The 22,606-nt window shown below is 47.0% G+C and carries 21 protein-coding genes; 10 read left to right on the forward strand and 11 right to left on the reverse strand.

Going from position 1 to position 22,606, the window contains the following annotated elements; translation table 11 throughout:
• The first annotated feature begins 2 nt into the window (after positions 1 to 2).
• The 10 genes from hisD to PAG01S_RS05820 all read left to right on the forward strand — a co-directional run bounded on the left by hisD (position 3) and on the right by PAG01S_RS05820 (position 8,997).
• On the forward strand, positions 3 to 1,307 hold the full coding sequence (gene hisD, locus PAG01S_RS05775; protein ID WP_062758008.1) for a histidinol dehydrogenase: 1,305 nt from the start codon (positions 3 to 5) through the stop codon (positions 1,305 to 1,307).
• Entirely contained in the window at positions 1,304 to 2,389 is a 1,086-nt protein-coding gene (gene hisC, locus PAG01S_RS05780) for a histidinol-phosphate transaminase (RefSeq protein WP_062758009.1), read from the forward strand. The genes hisD and hisC overlap by 4 nt, the downstream gene beginning before the upstream one ends.
• Positions 2,386 to 3,453, forward strand: coding sequence for a bifunctional histidinol-phosphatase/imidazoleglycerol-phosphate dehydratase HisB (gene hisB, locus PAG01S_RS05785; RefSeq protein ID WP_010670960.1), 1,068 nt, complete (start codon positions 2,386 to 2,388; stop codon positions 3,451 to 3,453). The genes hisC and hisB overlap by 4 nt, the downstream gene beginning before the upstream one ends.
• On the forward strand, positions 3,453 to 4,043 hold the full coding sequence (gene hisH / locus PAG01S_RS05790) for an imidazole glycerol phosphate synthase subunit HisH (RefSeq protein ID WP_008926061.1): 591 nt from the start codon (positions 3,453 to 3,455) through the stop codon (positions 4,041 to 4,043). Before hisB ends, hisH begins: the two co-directional genes overlap by 1 nt.
• The gene (gene hisA, locus PAG01S_RS05795; protein WP_062758010.1) at positions 4,043 to 4,780 is read left to right on the forward strand and encodes a 1-(5-phosphoribosyl)-5-[(5-phosphoribosylamino)methylideneamino]imidazole-4-carboxamide isomerase; all 738 of its coding nucleotides are present in this window, start codon (positions 4,043 to 4,045) and stop codon (positions 4,778 to 4,780) included. The genes hisH and hisA overlap by 1 nt, the downstream gene beginning before the upstream one ends.
• Positions 4,762 to 5,538, forward strand: a complete 777-nt coding sequence (gene hisF / locus PAG01S_RS05800) for an imidazole glycerol phosphate synthase subunit HisF (RefSeq protein ID WP_010248068.1) — start codon at positions 4,762 to 4,764, stop codon at positions 5,536 to 5,538. The genes hisA and hisF overlap by 19 nt, the downstream gene beginning before the upstream one ends.
• A complete protein-coding gene (gene hisIE / locus PAG01S_RS05805) occupies positions 5,532 to 6,143 on the forward strand; it encodes a bifunctional phosphoribosyl-AMP cyclohydrolase/phosphoribosyl-ATP diphosphatase HisIE (protein WP_010670963.1) in 612 nt (203 codons plus the stop codon). The genes hisF and hisIE overlap by 7 nt, the downstream gene beginning before the upstream one ends.
• A gap of 114 nt (positions 6,144 to 6,257) precedes the next feature.
• Positions 6,258 to 6,734, forward strand: coding sequence for a YbaK/prolyl-tRNA synthetase associated domain-containing protein (locus tag PAG01S_RS05810; protein WP_062758012.1), 477 nt, complete (start codon positions 6,258 to 6,260; stop codon positions 6,732 to 6,734).
• A 66-nt stretch (positions 6,735 to 6,800) separates the two neighbouring features.
• On the forward strand, positions 6,801 to 7,592 hold the full coding sequence (locus PAG01S_RS05815) for an ABC transporter substrate-binding protein (RefSeq protein ID WP_062758014.1): 792 nt from the start codon (positions 6,801 to 6,803) through the stop codon (positions 7,590 to 7,592).
• 106 nt (positions 7,593 to 7,698) lie between these two features.
• Positions 7,699 to 8,997, forward strand: a complete 1,299-nt coding sequence (locus PAG01S_RS05820; RefSeq protein ID WP_033758378.1) for a succinylglutamate desuccinylase/aspartoacylase family protein — start codon at positions 7,699 to 7,701, stop codon at positions 8,995 to 8,997.
• Between the two features lie 32 nt (positions 8,998 to 9,029).
• Here PAG01S_RS05820 and PAG01S_RS05825 read toward each other — a convergent pair whose 3' ends face one another.
• The 11 genes from PAG01S_RS05825 to PAG01S_RS05875 all read right to left on the reverse strand — a co-directional run bounded on the left by PAG01S_RS05825 (position 9,030) and on the right by PAG01S_RS05875 (position 22,605).
• Positions 9,030 to 11,318 carry a hypothetical protein gene (locus PAG01S_RS05825; protein ID WP_140417643.1) on the reverse strand — a complete coding sequence of 763 codons (2,289 nt, stop codon included), beginning with the start codon at positions 11,316 to 11,318 and terminating at the stop codon, positions 9,030 to 9,032.
• A complete protein-coding gene (locus PAG01S_RS05830; RefSeq protein ID WP_062758018.1) occupies positions 11,308 to 12,243 on the reverse strand; it encodes a hypothetical protein in 936 nt (311 codons plus the stop codon). The genes PAG01S_RS05825 and PAG01S_RS05830 overlap by 11 nt, the downstream gene beginning before the upstream one ends.
• Before the next feature lie 23 nt (positions 12,244 to 12,266).
• Positions 12,267 to 13,214, reverse strand: a complete 948-nt coding sequence (locus PAG01S_RS05835) for a glycosyltransferase family 2 protein (protein ID WP_062758020.1) — start codon at positions 13,212 to 13,214, stop codon at positions 12,267 to 12,269.
• 62 nt (positions 13,215 to 13,276) lie between these two features.
• A complete protein-coding gene (gnd, locus tag PAG01S_RS05840; RefSeq protein ID WP_010248093.1) occupies positions 13,277 to 14,686 on the reverse strand; it encodes an NADP-dependent phosphogluconate dehydrogenase in 1,410 nt (469 codons plus the stop codon).
• A 135-nt stretch (positions 14,687 to 14,821) separates the two neighbouring features.
• Entirely contained in the window at positions 14,822 to 15,937 is a 1,116-nt protein-coding gene (locus tag PAG01S_RS05845) for a glycosyltransferase family 4 protein (RefSeq protein WP_062758022.1), read from the reverse strand.
• The gene (locus PAG01S_RS05850) at positions 15,934 to 17,097 is read right to left on the reverse strand and encodes a glycosyltransferase family 4 protein (RefSeq protein ID WP_081114144.1); all 1,164 of its coding nucleotides are present in this window, start codon (positions 17,095 to 17,097) and stop codon (positions 15,934 to 15,936) included. The genes PAG01S_RS05845 and PAG01S_RS05850 overlap by 4 nt, the downstream gene beginning before the upstream one ends.
• Positions 17,073 to 17,975, reverse strand: coding sequence for a GDP-mannose 4,6-dehydratase (locus PAG01S_RS05855; RefSeq protein WP_062758023.1), 903 nt, complete (start codon positions 17,973 to 17,975; stop codon positions 17,073 to 17,075). Before PAG01S_RS05855 ends, PAG01S_RS05850 begins: the two co-directional genes overlap by 25 nt.
• 1 nt (position 17,976) lies before the next feature.
• On the reverse strand, positions 17,977 to 19,017 hold the full coding sequence (gmd, locus tag PAG01S_RS05860) for a GDP-mannose 4,6-dehydratase (RefSeq protein ID WP_062758025.1): 1,041 nt from the start codon (positions 19,015 to 19,017) through the stop codon (positions 17,977 to 17,979).
• 54 nt (positions 19,018 to 19,071) lie between these two features.
• Positions 19,072 to 20,454 (reverse strand): glycosyltransferase family 4 protein, encoded by a 1,383-nt coding sequence (locus tag PAG01S_RS05865; protein WP_062758027.1) that lies wholly within the window; start codon positions 20,452 to 20,454, stop codon positions 19,072 to 19,074.
• Positions 20,447 to 21,664, reverse strand: a complete 1,218-nt coding sequence (locus PAG01S_RS05870) for a glycosyltransferase family protein (RefSeq protein WP_062758029.1) — start codon at positions 21,662 to 21,664, stop codon at positions 20,447 to 20,449. Before PAG01S_RS05870 ends, PAG01S_RS05865 begins: the two co-directional genes overlap by 8 nt.
• Positions 21,664 to 22,605, reverse strand: coding sequence for an FkbM family methyltransferase (locus PAG01S_RS05875; protein WP_062758030.1), 942 nt, complete (start codon positions 22,603 to 22,605; stop codon positions 21,664 to 21,666). Before PAG01S_RS05875 ends, PAG01S_RS05870 begins: the two co-directional genes overlap by 1 nt.
• Position 22,606 lies beyond the last annotated feature (1 nt).

A 22,606-nucleotide genomic window follows, 5' to 3' on the forward strand; every position in this document is an offset into this window, starting at 1 on the left:
CCATGGCCTTTTCTACCCCGATTGAGTGGCAGCAGTGCACCCCCGAACATCAGCAGGCGCTGCTGTTACGTCCTGCTATCGCCGCCTCTGAAAACGTGACGCTGACGGTGCGCGATGTGCTGGAGCAGGTAAAGCTGAACGGTGATGACGCCCTGCGCGAATTCAGCGCCCGCTTCGACAAAGCGCAGGTGGATAACCTGCGTGTTACCGCGCAGCAAATCGCAGAAGCCAGCTTACGTCTGAGTGACGAGCTGAAGCAGGCGATGGCTGTCGCGGTGGGCAATATCGAAACCTTCCACAACGCGCAGATCCTGCCGCCGGTGGATGTGGAAACCCAGCCAGGCGTACGCTGCCAGCAGATTACCCGTCCGGTGAAATCGGTCGGACTCTATATTCCTGGTGGTTCCGCCCCGCTCTTTTCCACCGTGCTGATGCTGGCGACCCCGGCCCGTATCGCTGGCTGTGGTCGCGTCGTGCTCTGTTCGCCGCCGCCGATTGCCGATGAGATCCTGTATGCCGCCCAGCTGTGCGGCGTAGAAGAGGTGTTCCAGGTGGGCGGCGCGCAGGCCATCGCCGCGATGGCCTTCGGCACCGAAACCGTGCCGCGCGTGGACAAGATTTTTGGCCCGGGCAACGCCTGGGTGACAGAAGCGAAACGTCAGGTAAGTCAGCGACTCGATGGCGCGGCGATTGATATGCCAGCGGGTCCTTCTGAAGTGCTGGTGATTGCGGATGAAGGCGCCACGCCCGCGTTTGTCGCGTCTGATCTGCTCTCACAGGCTGAACATGGTCCCGACTCGCAGGTGATTCTGCTGACGCCTTCATTGCCCCTGGCCGAGGCGGTCGCGGTCGCGGTTGAGCAGCAGCTGGCGCAGTTGCCGAGGGCTGCCACGGCGCGTCAGGCGCTGGAAAGCAGCCGCCTGATTGTGGCGCGTGACCTTGAGCAGTGCATCGCGATCTCTAATCTCTACGGCCCGGAGCACCTGATTCTGCAGACGCGTCAGCCGCGCGATCTGGTGGAGTCGATCACCAGCGCCGGTTCGGTATTTTTAGGTGACTGGTCGCCGGAGTCCGCGGGCGATTACGCCTCTGGCACCAATCACGTGTTACCGACCTACGGTTACACCTCGACCTGTTCCAGCCTGGGCCTGGCCGATTTCCAGAAACGCATGACGGTGCAGGAGCTGACGCCGCAGGGCTTCCTGAACCTGGCCGCCACCATTGAAACCCTGGCCGCCGCCGAGCAGCTGGATGCCCATAAGAATGCCGTCACCCTGCGCGTTGCCGCACTGAAGGAGCAAGCATGAGTCAGGATATTGAGCAGCTGGCGCGCGCCAATGTGCGCGCCCTGACGCCCTATATGTCGGCGCGTCGTCTGGGTGGCAACGGAGATGTCTGGCTCAATGCCAACGAGTTTCCGCTGCCGGTGCCGTTTGAGCTGTCGCAGCAGACGCTGAACCGCTATCCGGAGTGTCAGCCTAAAGTGGTGATTGAGCGCTATGCGGCTTATGCAGGCTTAACGCCGGAGCAGGTGCTGGTGAGCCGTGGCGCGGATGAAGCCATCGAACTGATCATGCGTGCCTTCTGTGAGCCGGGTCAGGATGCGATTCTGTTCTGTCCACCGACCTATGGCATGTACAGCGTCAGCGCCGAAACCATCGGCATTGAATACCGCACCGTCCCGGCCCTGACCGACTGGCAGTTGAACCTGCCTGCCATTGCAGAGCAGTTGGATGGCGTCAAAGTGGTTTACCTCTGCAGCCCGAACAACCCGACCGGCAACCTGATCAATCAGGACGACATCCGTCATCTGCTGGCGATGACCGCCCGTAAAGCGCTGGTAGTCGCAGATGAAGCCTACATTGAGTTCTGCCCGCAGGCGACCCTGACCGGCTGGCTGAAGGATTATCCGCATCTGGTGATCCTGCGTACTCTTTCTAAAGCCTTTGCGCTGGCTGGCCTGCGTTGCGGCTTTGCGCTGGCGAATAAGCCGGTCATCGACCTGCTGATGAAGGTGATCGCGCCCTACCCGCTGGCCACACCGGTGGCCGATGTCGCCGGTCAGGCACTGAGCGACCAGGGAATTGCGCTGATGCGTGAGCATGTGGCACAGCTGAATGAGAACCGTAGCTGGCTACAGGCTGAGCTGGCTCAGCTGGCTCAGCTGGCCTGCGTTGAGCAGGTTTTCTCCAGTGAAACCAACTATGTGCTGGCGCGCTTTACCGATTCACCAAAAGTCTTCAAAACCTTATGGGATCAGGGCATTATCCTGCGTGATCAGAACAAAAATCCGGGCCTGTCGGGATGCCTGCGCATCTCCATCGGCACGCGTGAAGAGTGCGAACGAGTGATCGCCGCGCTGCAAGCCTTTTCTGTGGAGCAAGCATGAGCCAGAAGACCCTTTTTATCGACCGCGACGGTACGTTAATCTCTGAGCCGCCTGAAGATTATCAGGTGGACCGCATGGATAAGCTGGCGTTTGAGCCAGATGTTATCCCGGCGCTGCTGGCGCTGCAGGCCGCCGGTTATCGCCTGGTCATGATCACCAACCAGGATGGTCTTGGCACCCCGGGTTTCCCGCAGGCCGATTTCGATGGCCCGCACAATCTGATGATGCAGATCCTGACCTCGCAGGGCATTGCGTTTGACGATGTGCTGATCTGCCCGCACATGCCGGACGATCACTGCGACTGTCGCAAGCCGAAAACCCGAATGGTAGAAGCCTGGCTGGCCGAAGGCGCGCTGGATACCGCCAACAGCTACGTGATTGGCGATCGCCTGACCGACGTCCAGCTGGCGGAGAACATGGGTATCCAGCCTATCCGCTACGGCGCTGACGGCCAGAACTGGCAGACCATCCAGCAGCGTCTGACCCAGCGTGACCGCCATGCGCTGGTGCAGCGCAACACCAAAGAGACACAGGTGCGGGTTGAACTGTGGCTGGATCGCGAAGGCGGCAGCAAGATTAATACCGGCGTGGGTTTCTTCGACCACATGCTGGACCAGATTGCCGTGCACGGCGGGTTCCGCATGAACATCGAAGTGAAAGGCGATCTCTATATTGACGATCATCACACGGTGGAAGATACCGGTCTGGCACTGGGCGAAGCGCTGCTGAAGGCGCTGGGCGACAAGCGTGGCATAGGCCGTTTCGGCTTTGTGCTGCCGATGGATGAATGTCTGGCGCGCTGCGCGCTGGATATCTCCGGCCGTCCGCACATCGAGTTCAAAGCGGAGTTCAACTATCAGCGCGTGGGCGACCTCAGTACCGAGATGGTCGAGCACTTCTTCAGCTCACTCTCCTACGCCATGATGAGCACCCTGCATCTTAAAACCAAAGGCAAGAATGACCATCACCGCGTCGAGAGCCTGTTTAAAGCCTTTGGACGTACGCTGCGTCAGGCGATCCGCGTTGAGGGCAATACGCTGCCGAGCTCGAAGGGAGTGCTGTGATGAACGTGGTGATCATGGATACCGGTTGCGCCAACCTGTCGTCGGTGAAATGGGCGATTGAACGTCTGGGCTACACCCCGGAAGTAAGCCGCGACCCCGATGTGGTGCTGCGTGCCGACAAACTGTTTCTGCCCGGCGTAGGCACCGCGCAGGCGGCAATGAATCAGCTGGAAGAGCGTGACCTGATCGATCTGGTGAAAGCCTGTACCCAGCCGGTGCTGGGGATCTGCCTGGGTATGCAGTTGCTGGGTCGCGGCAGCGATGAAAACGGCGGCGTGCCGACGCTGGGGATTATCGATGAGCCGGTGTCATTAATGGACACGCACGGCCTGCCGCTGCCACACATGGGCTGGAACCAGATTACCGCGCAGGCGGGCAATCATCTGTTCCGTGGCATCGACGAAGGCTGCTATTTCTACTTCGTCCACAGTTATGCCATGCCGGTCAACGCCAGCACTATCGCCCAGTGTCACTACGGTGAAGCTTTCACCGCCGCGGTGCAGAAAGATAACTTCTTTGGCGTCCAGTTCCACCCGGAACGCTCGGGCAAAGCGGGCGCGCAGCTGCTGAAAAACTTCCTGGAGATGTAATGATTATCCCCGCGTTAGATTTAATTGACGGCAAAGTGGTTCGTCTGCATCAGGGCGATTATGGACAGCAGCGCGATTACGGCAGCGATCCGCTGCCACGTCTGCAGGATTACGTTCGCCAGGGCGCGACCGTGCTGCATCTGGTGGATTTAACCGGCGCGAAAGATCCGGCGAAACGCCAGATCGCGCTGCTGAAAACTCTGCTGGATGGCGTTGATGTGACGGTGCAGGTTGGTGGCGGCATTCGCAGCCGTGATGATGTGCATGCGCTGCTTGAAGCCGGAGCGAGTCGTGTGGTGGTCGGTTCCACCGCGGTGAAACAGCCTGAAGAGGTAAAACGGTGGTTTGCGGAGTTTGGCGCAGAGGCGATTGTGCTCGCGTTAGATGTGCGCATTGATGCCAGTAACCGCAAAGAAGTGGCGATCAGTGGCTGGCAGGAAGCGGCGGGTGTCACGCTGGAAGAGGTGATTACCGACTTTCAGCTGGTGGGCCTGAAGCATGTGCTGTGCACCGACATTTCTCGCGACGGCACCCTGAGCGGCTCCAATGTTGCGCTCTATCAGGAAGTGACGGCGCGCTTCCCGACGATTGCTTTTCAGTCCTCGGGTGGCATTGGCGACCTCAATGATATCGCCGCCCTGCGCGGCAGCGGCGTTCAGGGCATAATTGTCGGACGTGCGCTGCTGGAAGATAAATTCACTGTTTCGGAGGCGATCGCATGCTGGCAAAACGGATAATTCCCTGCCTGGACGTACGTGACGGCCAGGTGGTCAAAGGCGTACAGTTTCGCAATCACGAAATCATCGGCGACATCGTACCGCTGGCGCAGCGCTATGCCGCCGAAGGTGCCGACGAGCTGGTGTTCTATGATATCACCGCCTCATCCGATGGCCGGGTCGTCGACAAAAGCTGGGTCTCGCGGGTTGCGGAAGTAATCGATATCCCGTTCTGCGTCGCGGGCGGCATTAAAACCCCGGAAGACGCAGCGCGCATTCTGGAGTTTGGCGCAGATAAGATTTCGATTAACTCGCCGGCGCTGGCCGACCCCACGCTGATCACCCGCCTCGCGGACCGTTTTGGCGTGCAGTGTATTGTGGTCGGGATCGATACCTGGTTTGATGAAGCCAGCGGTAAATATCAGGTGAATCAGTATACCGGCGACGAAGCGCGCACCCGCGTGACGCAGTGGGAAACGCTGGAGTGGGTGCAGGAAGTGCAGAAGCTGGGCGCAGGCGAGATCGTGCTGAACATGATGAATCAGGATGGCGTGCGTAACGGCTATGACCTGGTGCAGCTGAAGAAAATGCGTGAAGTCTGCAAGGTCCCCCTCATCGCCTCTGGCGGCGCAGGCACCATGCAGCACTTCCTGGATGCGTTTACCGAAGCTAACGTGGATGGTGCTTTAGCCGCCTCGGTATTCCATAAGCAGATTATTAATATTGGTGAGCTGAAGAGCTTTCTGATCGACAACGGAGTGGAGATTCGCGCGTGCTAACTGAACAACAACAGGCCCTTCTCGACTGGGATAAAACACAGGGCATGATGCCGGTCATTGTCCAGCACTTCGTCTCAGGCGAAGTACTGATGCATGGCTACATGAACCCGGCCGCGCTGGAGAAAACGCTGGCAGAAAGCAAGGTCACCTTTTTCTCCCGCACCAAAAATCGCTTGTGGACCAAAGGCGAAACCTCCGGCAACTTTTTGCAGGTGGTGAGCATCACGCCTGACTGCGACAATGACACCCTGTTAGTGCTGGCGGATCCTATTGGCCCGACCTGCCATCTGGGCACCACCAGCTGCTTCTCACCGGCGGTTCCTGAGTGGACGTTCCTCTATCAGCTTGAGCAGTTGCTGGCCTCGCGTAAAACCGCCGATCCTGAAAGCTCCTACACCGCACGACTCTACGCCAGCGGCACCAAACGCATCGCGCAGAAAGTGGGTGAAGAAGGCGTTGAAACCGCACTGGCCGCCACGGTCAACGATCGGGATGAACTCACCAACGAAGCTTCTGACCTGGTCTATCACCTGATGGTGCTGTTGCAGGATCAGGATCTCGACTTCCGCGCCGTGATCAACAACCTGCGCGACCGCCATAAGTAACTGTGCAATATGCTGCTCAGAATTTTGTTTTTATGCGAATTCTGAGCAGAATTCTGCTCATTCCTCACGTCCATCCGGCACAATGACGGCAACTCAAACCTCAGGGAGAGAACCGTGACCACCCATGAGAAATTAATCGCCCTGCTCGACCAGCACCAGGCACGCTATCGCCTGATGGAGCATGAGGCGACCGGTAAATGTGAAGCGGTCGCGGCGATACGCGGCACCGAAATCGGCCAGGGTGCTAAAGCGCTGGTCTGTCATGTGAAAGGCAACGGCGTTAAACAGCATGTGCTGGCGGTTTTACCTGCCGATCATCAGGCCGATCTGGGCAGAGTCGCGGCAGCAGTCGGAGGAAGACGCGCCTCACTCGCCAGTCCGGCGGAAACCGATCTGCTGACCGGCTGCGTATTCGGGGCGATACCACCGTTCAGCTTTCATCCCGACCTCAGACTGGTTGTTGACCCCGCGCTGTTTGAACGTTATCCGGAGATAGCCTTTAACGCTGGTCTGCTGGAACGCTCAGTGATCCTGAATACCGAAGATTATCGCGCGTTATGCGCGGCTGACGTGGTGAAGATTACGCAGTAATTGCCATCCCGGCAGCCCGGCGATACTCTGCATAATCACTCATCACGACAGAATAAGAGCAAAATCATGAACATTTTCACTCAACGCCTGCGTCAGACGCTGGCTGTGGCGGTTATGGCAGGCTGCGCTTTTTGCGCGCAGGCGAAGATCGAACAGGTGCGTTTCGCGGTCGATCCGACCTATCCGCCATTCGAATCGAAAACGCCACAGGGCAAGCTGGTCGGCTTTGATATTGATCTGGGCAATGCGCTCTGTACTCAGATGCAGGCAAAATGTGTCTGGGTCGAAAGCCAGTTTGACGGCATGATCCCGGCCCTTAAAGCGCGTAAATTTGATGCCATTCTGTCCGACATGGGCATTACCGAAGAGCGCCTGAAGCAGATTGATTTCACCGCGCCGCTCTATGACACCCACACCCAGCTGATTGCCCGTAAAGGTGCTGGCATATTGCCCACCGTTGAATCCCTGAAAGGAAAAACGGTCGGTGTAGAACAGGGAACGGTTCAGGAGCGCTATGCGCTGGCGAAATGGCAGCCTCACGGTGTGACCGTGGTGCCTTATGGCGATCAGGCACAGGTTGAAAGCGATCTGGTTTCAGGCCGACTGGATGCGGTATTCACCGATGCGGCACAGGCTGCCATCGGCTTCCTGAAGCATCCGCAGGGCAAAGATTTTGAACTGGCCGGCCCGATTATTCAGGATCCGATCATCGGCCCCGGCACGGCGATTGGCCTGCGTAAAGGCGATACCGAGCTGAAAACCGCACTGGATAACGCCTTCGTCGAAATCAAAAAGAATGGCACCTTTGACCAGATTCAGAAGCGCTACTTCGCCACGGATATCTCTATCCAGCCTTAACCTCGCGGTCGCCCTTTTTCATCCTCAACGCGATCCGGCACTATACTTTAACTTTTTCAGGACGGCGCGCTGTCGTCCTTTGCCGATTAAAGGACATTAACACGGTATGCATCAACAACATCATCCACTGTTAAGCGCCTCTTTAGGCACCCAGCGTGAAATCATCAGTTTCCATTTTGCGGAAGACAACGAGCGTCAGGTCTATATCCAGGCTGCGCTGCATGGCGACGAACTGCCCGGTATGGCAGTGGCGTGGTTTTTAAAGCAGCGACTGCAGGCGCTGGAGTCCGCCGGTCAACTTAAAGCCGCTTTTACCCTGGTGCCGGTTGCTAATCCGCTGGCGCTGGGACAGCACTGGCATGGCACCCATCTGGGCCGATTCCATACGCTCTCTGGCCAGGACTTCAACCGCCGTTTCCCGTCACTGGGCGCAACCCTGGCGGCCGGGCTGGCTGAGAGTCTGACCCAAAGTGAAACGCAAAATAAGAGCCTGATCCGCGAGGCGATTGATCGTCACTATCGTGATACCGTGCCAAAAACCGAGCTGGATGCGCAACGCCACACGCTGATGCGGATGGCCAGTCAGGCCGATCTGATGATTGATCTGCACTGTGACTGGGAAGCCGTGCCTCACCTCTACACCACGCCGCACGCCTGGCCGGACATTGAGCCGCTGGCGCGCTGGTTAGGCAGCGAGGTGCAGCTGCTGGCGCAGATCTCTGGCGGAGAACCGTTTGATGAAGCCTGTTGCGAACCCTGGCTGACGCTGGCGGAACGGTTTGGCAAAGATTATCCGATGCCACGGGGATTGCTGCCGGTGACGCTGGAGTTGCGTGGCGTGCGTGATGTGTCGCCTGAACAAGCAGAGAAAGACGCGGAGGCGATTATTTCAGCGCTACAGGAAGGCGGTTATATCGGCTACAGCGAGCCTGCGATTTCCGTGGAAGTAGCGGCACCCGTGATCGGTGGCGACGAACTTGTCCCGGCGAGCGCGGGCGGAGACGATATCGTGGCTATCAATGACGGCCCGATTGGTTTAAACGTGCCAGATATCGCTGAAGCACCTGGAGAAGCTGGCGTCATCAAAGAGCGTCACAGCGAAGGATCGGCGGCAGCCTCCCCTGCCCTGAAAAATCCACCTACGCCATTAGCGGGCTGCGAATATATTCATTCGCCGGTATCCGGACTGATCCTGCATCGTAAACCGCTGGGCGCAAAGATTCGGCCGGGAGAAGTGGTGGCGGAGATTGTTGACCCGATAACCGACCAGATCACCCCGCTGGTGACGGAACATGGCGGTATTCTCTATGCAAGACACTGGGCTAAGTTTGCGACGGCAGGCATGCTGGTGGTGAGGCTGGCAGGTGAGCGAGAGATTCGGAGCGGGGATTTACTGGTAGGATAAAAAAAGGGCTTCCCGAGGGAAGCCCTTATGGATTAATTAGATAAATGTACAGATTCTAATGAGATACCAAGCTTTCGAGTATCTGGTGCCACATTAAGCTCAGATGGTGATTTGGCGTTTGATACTTTAATATCAACTAATTGTGAAGTTAGATCATGATCAATTGGAATTTCGACTGTATGCACTTCATTATCCTTTATAATTTTTGTTATTTTGACACGCCTGCCTTTTACGATACTTTCAAATTCAACAGTGATAGGGTCATTACCTTTTACGTAAAAGACACTATACCTAAAGACAAATAAATCATTACTTTCATTTGGTACGCTAAGTTTAATTTTAGCATTATATTTTGACCATACGTGCCCAGCCTCTAAATAATACCATCCCTTTTCAAGCACATCATTAAGCGCAAAATTGTCAGACTCCACATTTAATGGGTAATCATTTGATTTTTTTCTTATATATTCATTAAATAGCACTGAATTAATACTTATTACAGCATACAATTTTCTATCCAACACATTCAAATATGGCAAAGCTTTAATAGCGCTGACATTGCCTTTCAAATTCTCTTTTATTTCATAAGGGCAAATTAGTTTCAACTCATATTTCAAAGAAAAATATGTCTCATCACTAAGCGGCATTAACGTATCGGAAGGGCATACCCAATAGTGTGCAGACCAAAGCATATTAAAGTAGGGAATAACAACATAGTCTACGTTTTTATTAAGTAACAACTGGATTAAATAATTTATTTTATTTTGATTAATCTCACCTTGAAGATTTACCATAACAGAAGGCCAATGAGGCAGGGCCGCCTCTAAGTTTTTATCACCACCAATATTAAAGCTCCTGAACCCAGAAAATGGCGCCAAATAGTTAGCAAAGAAATCATTCCCCCAAGGAATAAATGCCACACTAGAATCTTTAGGAATATCATTTTTCAATTCACTTACAAGCTTTTTGTTAATATCTAATACTGAGTTATAGTTTGCCCTGCCATTTTTCCATGTGCCCGGTATATTAGGAAGAAAGAGAATTAATAATAGCACTACCGAACCATATTGGATAATATTTCTTTTCTCTTTCATGAACGAAATAGTCAGGCACCAAAATACAAATATAGCTAATGCCATCCATCTATATGATGCTCTCATTACATTAAACCCAGGTAAGTTTTCAGATAAAACTGAATTTCCTGTGGGGAATAAAGCATATTTTTCTGGCATTAGCATAGTGTTAGCAAGTGAGTTAACATAACTATCTGTTTTAGTTGAAAAGAATTTGAATGATGGACCTAATGCCATATATAAGGAGAAAACCCCAATAACAAATAAACAGCTAATAAATAAAGATTTATTTCTAAATTTCCACCATCCAAAAAAACCAAACAAAATAAAAGGAATGGAGAAAGTTGTATCCCAAACAGATGAATCACCAAAATACTCAGTAAATAAACGCTGTTTTGACCATCCTATATAATCAAAAAACCAGAACACCCCTCTCGATGGTATAATTAAAAAAGATAGGTCAACACCCCACCCCCTAAAAAAATCTAATGGTTCTGCGTGATATGAGGACTTACCTATAAAATGAGAATATAAAAAATATGCCAAACTGAAAACAATAAGAAAAACCGTCATCTTTCCGTAAATAAAACTCATCTTTCCTTTTGCTTTAAAGTATGCAAAAAGAAGCATAAATGAAGATGCTACTGCAAACATGACAAAGGTATAACCATCCATAAATATAGATACTAATGCAGCTACTAAAAACAATGCAGCGGCAAAAAAATAATCCCGACGATTATTATTTTCTTGAAAAATAAAAACAAATGCACACCAACAGTAGAAAGGCAGTAACGCTATACCCAGCATAAGCATAGAATATGCAGCATGCTTAGTGACAATAGGTGTAATCAACCAAAGGAGTGAGTAAAAGGGGGCAATATTTATATTTTTTGATAGTAAAACTGAAAATTTATAAGCTCCACAGAAAGCTAAAGCTAACCAAAGTGAAAATATTAAGCTATATGCAGCTTCAGGCATTATCCCTAGCTTAATTAGCCAACCCATAGGCAAAACCGCAGACAGACCAAAGGCTATTGCAGCAGGTTGAGGTATACCGAAATCTAGTGCATATACATTTAATAAGCCTCCATTGCTGATAGACTTAGCATATCCCATAGCCCATAATGCCTGCCCCAAAGTTGGCAAGCTAATATAGGGTATTGTATTATTTATTAGGATGGCCACAAAAAAACAAAAAAATATAAAAAAATACTTATTTATTGATGGGTTAAAATATTTAACAAGCATTGATACTTACTCTTCTAAAAGCATTAGCGATGAAATAAAAAAACACATCTCCTGAAACCGTCACTATTCTTGAAACTACTACAGCCAAAATAATTTCAGAGTTATCAAAATAGCTACCCAGAAGATAGATCAACACTACCTCTCTAATACCTATTCCTGCGGGCGCACCGGGAGTAACTAAACCAATTAGCCAAGCCGTTACGAATGCTGCTGGAACAAACATCAGCATCCAATAGTCTTCTGTATAAAAAAAATGTTTTTTAGTTGAAACAAGGAGCAAAATTAAATAAAAAACAAAACCCGAAAAAACAAGAAATGACAGCTGTAGAAAAAAAGCAATTGTAAAAAAACGGTTGATAAATTTATATGAAAAAACACCTATAAAGAAAACACTAAAAACAAATGCACACATGGCTAATGTTTTAAACTGCAAATAAGAACCCAAATAAGATGGGATAACTATAATGATAAATACCCCACCGGAAATTACCAATATTACCAATTCCCAAAAGGTCGATTTTAATAGAGATTTTGCAGATACACCGTCTGCCATTCCTAGAACTTGTCTCCCAGCAAAATGGAATATATTCCCGGGCATATACTTTGCAAGCTGCGCTATACCATAAACACCAATAGCCCATCTAAAAGTGTGAACCGAACCAGACATTGCTAATAAATACCTCCATGAACAACCTAAGATAATGCTAGTTATCCCATATGAAAAGGCAATGAGCGAAACAATTAATAGATTAGTGAGATTAAAAAAAACAAGCACATCTTCATTAAGATAAACTTTTAATCGTAAAACAACAAAAAAAATGCTTGCTACAGAAATTAACCCACCAAAAATGTTTAGCCACTTAGCATATTTCTTCAGCCCCACTTTTTTATGTGCTTTATTTGATTTATGTAAATCAGATTCCATCACCCAACCTTAATTTAAAAAACCTATTTTTTATCATCATTAAGTATTTTATTCGTTTTATACCTTATATCTTCAAGTAGTTTTCTATTTGCGGAAAGCAAATCTGCAAGGAAAGAAACAAGGATTGTTTGGAAGCCCATCATAATAAAAATTGCTGAAAGTATTAAAGATTGAATATGCCCTTCGCCATTTTCAAAAAAATAAAAGTACATATACCTTAAACTTATCAACAAGCCAACAAAAAATAATAAAGCACCTAAAGTCAGAAAAAACCTAAAAGGCCTATAGATTACATATATTCTTATTATTGTGAATATGCTTCTTTGAATATAAGATGGAATGCTTTTAACTAATCTTGAAGGCCTTAAATCTTCATTTACTCCCACATCGACTGAGCAAACTGATATGTTCTTTTGCCCAGCTTGTATAATAGTCTCCAAAGTATATGTATATTCGCTGAACACAATTAGTTTTTGTGCTGCGCTTTTACTAAATGCACGGAAACCACTAGGGGCATCGGGAATATTGGTTTTACTGGCTCCGCGAACTACCCAACTCCCTATTTTCTGAAGCAGCTTTTTTGCAGGAGAAAAATGTTCAATTGCATTAATTGGCCGGGCGCCGATAACCATTTCCGATCTATGTTCTAATATTGGCTTAACTAAATCCGGTATATTACTTGCATCATATTGATTGTCAGCATCAGTATTGACAATAACGTCTGCTCCAAACTTTAAACTATTTTCTATGCCTGTCATAAACGCTACTGCCAAACCTTTATTACCCATGTGCTGCACAATGTGATCAACACCACATCGCTGGGCAACTTTAACAGTTTCATCTGTACTACCATCATCAATGATTAGCCATTCAACACAATCAAACCCTTCAACATCTCGCGGTAAAGCAGATAATGCAATTTCTAAAGTTCCAGCTTCATTGAAGCATGGCATTTGTATGATGAGCTTCACTAATCAATCCCTTAATCAAAAAAAATCCCAGCAAGCTGGGATTCTAAACTGAAATGACTTAATTAATCTAACCACTCGGTGTGGAACACACCGTCTTTATCAATGCGCTTGTAGGTATGCGCACCAAAGTAGTCACGCTGCGCCTGAATCAGGTTAGCAGGCAGCACTTCTGAACGGTAGCTGTCGTAGTAAGCGATCGCAGCAGAGAAGGTTGGCGTCGGGATACCGTTCTGAATCGCGTAGGAAACCACATCACGCAGCGCCTGCTGATACTGATCTGCGATATCTTTGAAGTACGGTGCCAGCAACAGGTTAGCGATGCCTGCATCTTCTGCGTATGCATCAGTAATCTTCTGCAGGAACTGGGCACGGATGATGCAGCCAGCGCGGAAAATCTTCGCGATTTCACCGTAGTGCAGATCCCAGTTGTTCTCTTCAGACGCGGCACGCAGCTGTGAGAAGCCCTGAGCATAAGAGACGATTTTACCCAGATACAGAGCGCGACGAACTTTCTCGATGAACTCCGCTTTGTCACCGGTGAAGGCCTTCGCCTGTGGACCGCTCAGTACTTTAGAGGCTGCCACACGCTGGGTTTTCAGCGAGGAGAGGTAACGAGCGAATACAGATTCAGTGATCAGTGACAGAGGTTCGCCGAGATCCAGTGAACTCTGGCTGGTCCATTTACCGGTGCCTTTGTTCGCTGCTTCATCCAGAATCACATCAACCAGGTATTTACCTTCTTCGTCTTTCTTGGTGAAGATATCTTTGGTGATGTCGATCAGGTAGCTGCTCAGTTCGCCGTTGTTCCACTCAGTGAAGGTCTCAGCCAGCTCTTCGTTGTTCAGACCCAGCGCGCCTTTCAGCAGAGCATAGGCTTCAGCGATCAGCTGCATGTCGCCATACTCGATGCCGTTGTGAACCATCTTCACGTAGTGGCCCGCGCCGTCCGGACCGATGTAAGCCACACAGGCTTCGCCATCTTCTGCACGTGCAGCAATTTTATCCAGAATCGGTGCAACCAGCTCGTAGGCTTCTTTCTGACCGCCAGGCATGATAGATGGGCCTTTCAGTGCGCCCTCTTCACCACCGGAAACACCGGTACCGATGAAGTTGAAGCCCTGGTCAGAAAGCTCTTTGTTACGGCGGATGGTATCTTTATAGAAGGTGTTACCGCCATCGATCAGGATGTCGCCTTTATCCAGGTGTGGAGTCAGGGAGGCGATAGTCTTATCGGTCGCTTCACCCGCCTGAACCATCAGCAGGATGCGACGAGGTTTTTCCAACGATTCGACAAACTCTTCAACGGTGTAAAAAGGAGCAAGTTTCTTGCCCTGGTTCTCGGCGATGACTTCATCAGTCTTTTCGCGTGAACGGTTAAAGATAGAAACAGTGTAACCGCGGCTCTCAATGTTAAGAGCCAAATTGCGGCCCATCACTGCCATACCTACAACGCCGATCTGTTGCTTGGACATTACATACTCCTGTCTGTGGTCTCGCATGGTGTTACCCGTAACACCACTTTGTAAGTGATCAGTATGTTAACTCAGGATAGCGGATTAAAGGTAATGAATGGTGCGGTCGTGCAGATGAAATTATCTGAAAATAAATCACACACTTAACAAGGATTTATAAAGCTTGGTATAGCTTTGAATCATTCTATCTGCTGTGAAAAGGGATTCAAAGCGTGCCAGCGCAGCCGCACCATAGGTCGTTGCCAGCTCGGGGTTCTGCCAGATTTCATCCATCGCCCGTCGTAACGCTGCGGGATCAGATGGAGGGACGACTAATCCTGTGACCCGATCAATATTGATAAAGGTTGTTCCCGTTCCGATCTCGCTGGAGATTAGTGGTTTTGAGTAGAGAGCACCTTCCAGCAAAGAGATACCGAAAGCTTCAGAACGTAAATGAGACGGGAAAACCAGGCAGGTACATAACTGTAGCAAGGCAGATTTTTCGCTGTCTTCAAGCGCACCCAGGAAATGAATATTGTTCACGCCTAACTGCTGCGCCTGCGATTTCAGCTCTGCCTCGATGGGACCTGCACCAACCACGACGATTGGATAACGGCTGTTGTTTGCCGCCTCGATTAAGATATGCAGGCCTTTGTAATAACGAAATGTTCCAATAAAGAGGAAGAAGCCATCCGGAAATCTTGCCTGCCATTTTTGCAGAACGGCAGGATCGTTATTTTGATAAAACTGTTTATCAAGACCGTAAGGAATAACTTCAACTTTATCTTTGAACTGCTGCAGGACCGGGCTACTTTCAACATAGTTAGGCGACGCAGCAACGATGCGGTCTACACTGGAGAGAAAGCGGTTCATCAATGGAGTGTAGAGCCTTAACAGTACTTTTTGCTTAACAATATCAGAATGGTAACTCACTACTGATGGCTTTTTAATGCCAGCGGCAAAATGCATGAAGTCCATAAATGGGTAAGGAAAGTGGTAATGGATGATATCGGCATCCTGCGCCAGTTCCCTGAACTCTTTTATCGCTGAATAGGAGAATGGCGTGGAAGCAAACTCACACTGCGTTTTGACCCGATGAATCTGATGATTATCCAGCGTGTTTTTCTTGTTTTCAAATTGGGGACTATGAGTAAAAACAACAGACTCAATACCTGATTTAAAACCACCTTCTGCAAGTTGATAAATAACCTGTTCAATGCCGCCAAAAGTATCAGGATAGTAGGTTTTGTAACAGTGTAAAACTTTAATCATATATATTTTGCGACCTGCTCATAAGCTTCAATGGTTTTATCCGCACACAGTGACCATGAAAATTCGCGGGCACGCGCTAATCCCGTATCAATCATACGGCGCTTTACATCTGCGTTTTCAATCATCATCTGGATGTAAGTTGTCAAAGCATGAATATCCTGAGGGTCATGCATTAGTGCTGCATCTCCGGCGACTTCAGGAAGTGATGTTGCATTTGAGCAGATTACGGGCGTTCCTGATGCCATTGCTTCAAGAACCGGTAAGCCGAAACCTTCATAGATTGAAGGGAATACAAAACTCGTTGCAGCACTGAATAAAAACGGCAGATCTTTACCGGGTACAAAACCTAAATACTTTAGCCACCCTTCTCTCTCACCCTTGTCAAAGAGTTTAAAAAGTTGCTCATTTTCCCAACCCTTATAACCACTAATAACTAACGGGAAGGCAGATTTTTCCTGAGCGGGCAGACGATCATACGCCTGAAGCAGCGTCAGTATATTCTTTCTTGGTTCAATTGTGCCGGTATACAGAAAGAAATGTCGCCACTTAAGATTATACTTTTCAAGAACATGTTGTGTTTCTGCTTCATCCCGGGGATGAAAATGTTCATTACAGGCCAGAGGAGCTACGGCAATCTTATTATCTTCAATACCAAAGAAATCAATTAACTCATTCTTCGTGTAATAAGAGTCAGTAATCAACATGGACGCACGCGAAACGGTATTCCTTAACTCTTTTTGCATCAGGTGAACACGACCAGCCGGATGAAACTGTGGCCAGTGAAATACAGAAAGGTCATGAAATGTGGCAACACAATGTTTCACGCGAGGAGGTAAGTAGTAGTTTGGACTATGAAAAATGTGATGCTTAAAATTCCTAAGCGCCATCATTTTCATTACCGGAAAAGTCAGGCGATATATTTCACTTACAGTTTTACTTTTTTGTAACTTACGCTTTAGTGTTTGAACAGATTGAGCAGACTCACTCGCCACTGCCAGTGAGTCGCGAGTCTTAGTACCATGAAGAAACGTCAGCGCGACGTTTTCTCTTTCCTGAAGCTGTTTAGCAAGCTCAAACGCATAACGGCCAATACCGGTTAAAGGATATTTAATACAGTCCGTAGAGTAAACGACGTTTATTGCTTTGCTTCCAGCATCCATTTCAGGGTATCTCTAAGAGGAATTTTAGACGAAGCCTCACCAACTAAGCGACTGAGCAAAGTGATATCACCACAAAGTTCTTTAATTTCATTAGGCCGAACAAAATCAGGATTAACTTTAATCTTAATATCATGGCCTGTCAGGGATTGGCAGAGATCAACGACTTCCCTCAATGAGTGCATTTTACCTGAAGCAACATTGACAGTCTGACCAGATGAGCGGGAATGAAGTAACGCTGAATAGCTTTTAACGACGTCGCGCACATCCGAAAAATCACGCCATACATCTATGTTGCCCAGCTCAATGACATCTTTTCTCTCACGAAAATGTTTGACGATTTTCGGAATCAGGAAATTATCAGCCTGACCGGCGCCGGTGTAATTGAATGGCCGGGTAATAATAATCGGCAATTTTTCATAAAACAGACTGGTCATATACTCCATGGCCAGCTTGCTTACCGCATAGTCATTTGCAGGTCTGGCAGGAACCGACTCTGCTAATTTTCCCGGTGTGTTATTACCGTAAACATTAGCACTGCTGGCGATCAAAACTGCATCCGGCATTTTTGCTGATTCGCTAAGAGCCTGTAACAGATTACGCGTACCGCAAAGGTTTACACTATAGAACGCATTCGGGTCAGCATGGCCAACAAAAGCGATGGCTGCAAGATGAACAACGACGTCAGGCTGAATACTGTCTACAGCGTTTTTTACCTGTGCTGCATTCGTAAGATCAACCTGAAAATAGCGTGAGGAATTCTGGGCGGGAGTTGAACCGAAACCATAAACTTCATATCCGGCAGCGGATAAATCCGCTGCCATATATTGGCCGGTAAAGCCCTTGATCCCAGTGATCAATGCTTTTTTGCCATTAGTCATATCAGAAGGAGAACCCTTGTTTATTGCGGCGCAGATCTTCTTCTACCATCATCGCGCACAATTCTTCGAGCGTGGTTTTTGGTTCCCAGCCCAGAATGTCTTTCGCGCGCTGTGGATTACCAATCAGTAATTCTACTTCAGCAGGACGATAGAACTTAGGATTGACCTTAACCACCACTTTATTAGTGGCTACATCGATTGCAACTTCCTGGTCATCTTTGCCCTCGAAGCGCAATTCAATGCCAGCAGCTTTGAACGCCATTGAAACGAAGTCACGGACTGTTTCAGTGCGGTTGGTTGCCAGGACAAATGTATCTGGCTCATCAGCCTGCAGCACACGCCACATGCCTTCAACATATTCCTTAGCAAAGCCCCAGTCACGCTTGGCGTCCATGTTACCTAACTCAAGCACATCCAGCTTACCGAGCTTAATTTTGGCAACAGAATCGGTGATCTTACGGGTCACAAACTCCTGTCCACGCAGTGGTGATTCGTGGTTAAACAGAATGCCGCTTGATGCGAAGATGTTGTAGCTCTCACGGTAGTTAATTGTCATCCAGTGGGCATACAACTTTGCAACGCCATACGGGCTACGCGGATAGAAAGGTGTATCTTCTTTCTGCGGAATAGCCTGTACTTTACCAAACATCTCTGAAGTAGACGCCTGATAGAAACGAATTTTAGGGTTAACGATGCGAATAGCTTCTAACAGGTTTACCGGACCAATACCTGTAATTTCAGCTGTGGTAAGCGGCTGATCAAAAGAAACACCTACAAAGCTCTGAGCCGCAAGGTTGTAGACTTCAGTTGCTTTGCTTTCCTGAAGTAAACGAATGCTTGATGACAGATCAGTCAGATCATATTCGACCAGATGAAGATTAGGATTTTTTTTAATTCCTAACTCTTCGATGCGCCAGAAGTTTACTGAACTTGTACGACGATAGGTCCCAAAGACCGTGTAACCTTTGTCGAGTAACAATTCGGCTAAATAAGCGCCATCCTGACCGGTGATGCCAGTTACGACTGCAATTTTTTCGTTCATTATAAATTCCACATTCTTCGTTTGATTGAAAATTTGTATAATATAATTATATCATTAGTTTAATACTGAAGCTGCAGTTTCAGACCATTTAGTTGATTTGTACTCTGCTTCGATTCTCTTTTCACGCTGCTTTATGGCATCAGGGTTGTCAATAAAGTATCTGATTTTCTCAGCCCACCCAAGCACATCCCAGGGATCAATATAATCAAGTAAATCACCTGCAACCTCAGGTACTGAAGCTGCTGATGAAGCCAGGCAATATTTGCCAAATGCTAAACTTTCTGCAACTGGAAGACCCCATCCTTCATAGAGCGAAGGATATAATGTAAACCAGGCGTTTTTATATAAGAGCGTTAACTCAGGATCGGATATATTGTTTAACTGAATGATTTTTCCTTTAATGCGCGGATCAAGGCTTAGATCCGTAATAAAATCATTCATTCCCCATCCAGGCATACCAACGAAAACCAATAATGGTAGCCCTTCGACATTATTATCGATAAGCCGAGTATATGCTTTATATAATACTTCGTGATTTTTACGACGTTCAATAGTAGACACGAAAAGCAAGAACTTTTTATCAAGAATATTCTGGACTTCAACAGAAACATCTACAGATTCATTATGAACGGGAAGTTCGCAACCCAGTTTAACTATTGTAAGCTTTGGTATTGGAGTTCCTAACTGAATTAAAAGCTCTTCCAGATCATCACGAGAGCATTTAGAGATACAAAAAATCTCATCGGCACACCAAGCAACGTTTGAAAAATAATGTGAAAATTTACCAGCAACATCACCAACGCAAAGGTGAGGCAGCTTTACAGGAATCACATCGTAGCAAAAAAGCTTAACTTTAAGATTTAGTTTCTTCTTAATCAGGTAAAGATAATGAAAATCTTTCTGATCCCAATCAAGCCCAAGAGATATGTATTCGTCCCCTTGCTGAAAAGGAAATTTCACTTCGGCCGTTGAGCTTTCAAGATGTGAATGTGGTTGATTAAAACCCCCTGCAGGTTTAATCCATTGCTTCAAGGCAAGCTTGCTATATCTTAAAGACGTTAAAAGAGTATGAACAGCCTCTCGTCGTGGTAACAGATAATTAATTATTTTCCTTTGTGCTTTAACAGGAAATATCTGAATTACTTTCAAGACATTTGATTTAATTTTTGTTTTAAGATTGGTTTTTACAACAGGATCAATAACTTCATTGTTAATTTTCTTTTTTACATGCCCATTGATTTTTTCAATAGTACTTCTGACAACATCCGCATTGACTTCATAATATCCATCATTTGGATTATATGCACAGAACTTCATTGATTTTTTATCGCTCATACTCAGAGCATAAGTCGCACATTCAACTTCAGTTCTTACAATGCCTACCGCAGATCTGTGCCAACCTAAAATGGTTGTTACATCAAGCCAGGTATTATTCATTAATCAAAACCTCATATGCTTCACTTACTTTTAAGCAAATACTTTCAAGTGTTCTTCCCCAGGTTAAGCCTTGTATATCATGTAATTCTGATTCAGTTAACTCTGGGATTGGTGATAATAGTGCCTTACGCGTTGCAGCGAAAAACTCTTGCGGACTGGTGATTAAACTTACCCTTGCGCAGTTAATGTAATTTTCAAAGCCGCGGAAAGCAGATTTGGTCCCAATAACATATTTACCTGAATACAATGCTTCAGCAGTTTTCAGATTAGATCCACCGCCGTGTTCAATAGGGAGAAAATATACATGCGCGCGATTTTTTACTTCAGCTAAATCCTCATCATCAAGGACATACAATAGTTCAAGCCTACTTACATTTATATTTGCCCATTTTGATTTAAGAATCTCACGGTAAATATGTTCGCAGACACTACCTGCTATAACCAATTTACTGTCAGGGGGAATGCAAGCTAATGTATCGCCAATAATCTTGTTAAAACTGGTGAAATTCGGGGGATGAGCGCTTGCAATATAGAGCATCCATGGAGATTTAGGTAATTTTTCAGACCATTTGTCCGTTAATGCCTTTTTCTCCCATGGTTCAATGCCATTTGGTGCGAGTATTACTTCCTCTCTGCCCCAGCTCATCATGAGTTCGGCATCGTTTTTAGTTACTGCAGCAACAACATCAGCACCTAGAGTTGCATTAATCTCAAGTGCCTTAATAGCATTAATGACTTCATCTGTATCTTTAACATCATATTGCTGCAAAATATCTTCTTTTAATAAATACTCTATATTCTGCGAACCAAAAACAATTATTGATTTATTGAACTTAGGAATATTTCTTATTTTAATAGCTGTTTCCCACATCCAACATTGTTCAACGTAAATTACATCAATTTTTTCAGGTAAATTTGAAACGACTTTATTGAACCCCCCCGTCTCAGATGCTGCGTAGGAGCCAGTCAACAAATCGTTTATAAGAGGTATGTTTCTTCCCTTAAACAATCTGAAAGTTGAATCCACCGGAAGCGGGACATCAAATGTACCTAACTCATCTCCAATAAAACTTTCTTGTTCATAAACAGCAATTGAACGTGTTTTCCACCCATTCTCTTTAAATTTTTTCACTAACTGATGAAGTCGAATTTGTCCCCCATGTCTGGGTTTCGCAAAAGAGTAGGTACTAAGAAAAAGAATATTTTTCATTATTTATTCCGTTTAAAAAAAGATGAAATATATCTTAAGGGAGTGGTTATTTTCCAGGATGAACTGCCTAATATTTCATCAATCTCATTTTTAATATTTTGATAGTCAACTTTTAGCGAACCTAAAGTCTCTTCGAGAATTAACTTATCGGAGTTTAACTGTTGATGATTTAATTCCAATTGGTCATAGTTAGATTTCAACTGATCATATGAATGAGTTAACTCTATGTTTTTTATTTTTTCTTCTTCTTCACGGTAACTAATAAATTCGTCAAAAACATTTGGGGGGGTTAGAAAATTTGCTGCCAGATAATTATGTTCCTGACATACGTAAAAGCGATTCAACCCATCGAAATACACAAATTCATAATTTCGATCTAATATTATTTGTTCCCAATTCTCATAACTTTCTTGTTGAGAATTTGGCTTAGTTGATTCGATTACTACAATCCAAGGTCGGAATTTTAGCCAGTCATTTCCACGAACAACACTTTCCTCTACACCTTCAACATCAATTTTTAGAAAATGGATTTCCGTGAGTTCTTCGGGTAAATTTTCATCGAGGATGTTTTTTAAAGTTCGAACTGATGTTTTAGTCCAGTCACCGGTGAATCCATTTAATTCATGCTGTTCGGCCACTGATTTATCTAAAGTTGCCCATCCCCTTACTTCAGATTCCCATATTTCGAGCTCACCTTCAGTGTCGGACAACGCGACATTTAAATTAATGTCTCTGGGGCGTGACTCAACAAGCATTTTGAAGTGCTTTCGTAATGGTTCAACATTAATTCCACTCCAACCATTTACGTAAAATAAATTTGTTACAGAATCAATGACTGGATCGTTTGCACCGACATCAACATAGAATCCATTCTCAATATGTCTTAGAGCACGCCACAACATGACATCTTCGAAGTTTTGAGCATAACTAATAATTGGCATA

Source organism: Pantoea agglomerans NBRC 102470 (assembly GCF_001598475.1).
GTDB classification, from domain to species: Bacteria; Pseudomonadota; Gammaproteobacteria; order Enterobacterales; family Enterobacteriaceae; genus Pantoea; species Pantoea agglomerans.

Coding starts and splice junctions, on each gene's coding strand:
- hisA (WP_062758010.1), top strand. CDS start 4,043: ATGATTATCCCCGCGTTAGATTTAATTGACGGCAAAGTGGTTCGTCTG.
- PAG01S_RS05815 (WP_062758014.1), top strand. CDS start 6,801: ATGAACATTTTCACTCAACGCCTGCGTCAGACGCTGGCTGTGGCGGTT.
- PAG01S_RS05870 (WP_062758029.1), bottom strand. CDS start 21,664: ATGAAAAATATTCTTTTTCTTAGTACCTACTCTTTTGCGAAACCCAGA.
- PAG01S_RS05825 (WP_140417643.1), bottom strand. CDS start 11,318: ATGCTTGTTAAATATTTTAACCCATCAATAAATAAGTATTTTTTTATA.
- PAG01S_RS05820 (WP_033758378.1), top strand. CDS start 7,699: ATGCATCAACAACATCATCCACTGTTAAGCGCCTCTTTAGGCACCCAG.
- PAG01S_RS05875 (WP_062758030.1), bottom strand. CDS start 22,605: ATGCCAATTATTAGTTATGCTCAAAACTTCGAAGATGTCATGTTGTGG.
- hisB (WP_010670960.1), top strand. CDS start 2,386: ATGAGCCAGAAGACCCTTTTTATCGACCGCGACGGTACGTTAATCTCT.
- PAG01S_RS05845 (WP_062758022.1), bottom strand. CDS start 15,937: ATGATTAAAGTTTTACACTGTTACAAAACCTACTATCCTGATACTTTT.
- PAG01S_RS05855 (WP_062758023.1), bottom strand. CDS start 17,975: ATGACTAATGGCAAAAAAGCATTGATCACTGGGATCAAGGGCTTTACC.
- hisD (WP_062758008.1), top strand. CDS start 3: ATGGCCTTTTCTACCCCGATTGAGTGGCAGCAGTGCACCCCCGAACAT.
- hisH (WP_008926061.1), top strand. CDS start 3,453: ATGAACGTGGTGATCATGGATACCGGTTGCGCCAACCTGTCGTCGGTG.
- PAG01S_RS05850 (WP_081114144.1), bottom strand. CDS start 17,097: ATGGATGCTGGAAGCAAAGCAATAAACGTCGTTTACTCTACGGACTGT.
- PAG01S_RS05830 (WP_062758018.1), bottom strand. CDS start 12,243: ATGGAATCTGATTTACATAAATCAAATAAAGCACATAAAAAAGTGGGG.
- gmd (WP_062758025.1), bottom strand. CDS start 19,017: ATGAACGAAAAAATTGCAGTCGTAACTGGCATCACCGGTCAGGATGGC.
- hisF (WP_010248068.1), top strand. CDS start 4,762: ATGCTGGCAAAACGGATAATTCCCTGCCTGGACGTACGTGACGGCCAG.
- PAG01S_RS05865 (WP_062758027.1), bottom strand. CDS start 20,454: ATGAATAATACCTGGCTTGATGTAACAACCATTTTAGGTTGGCACAGA.
- hisC (WP_062758009.1), top strand. CDS start 1,304: ATGAGTCAGGATATTGAGCAGCTGGCGCGCGCCAATGTGCGCGCCCTG.
- gnd (WP_010248093.1), bottom strand. CDS start 14,686: ATGTCCAAGCAACAGATCGGCGTTGTAGGTATGGCAGTGATGGGCCGC.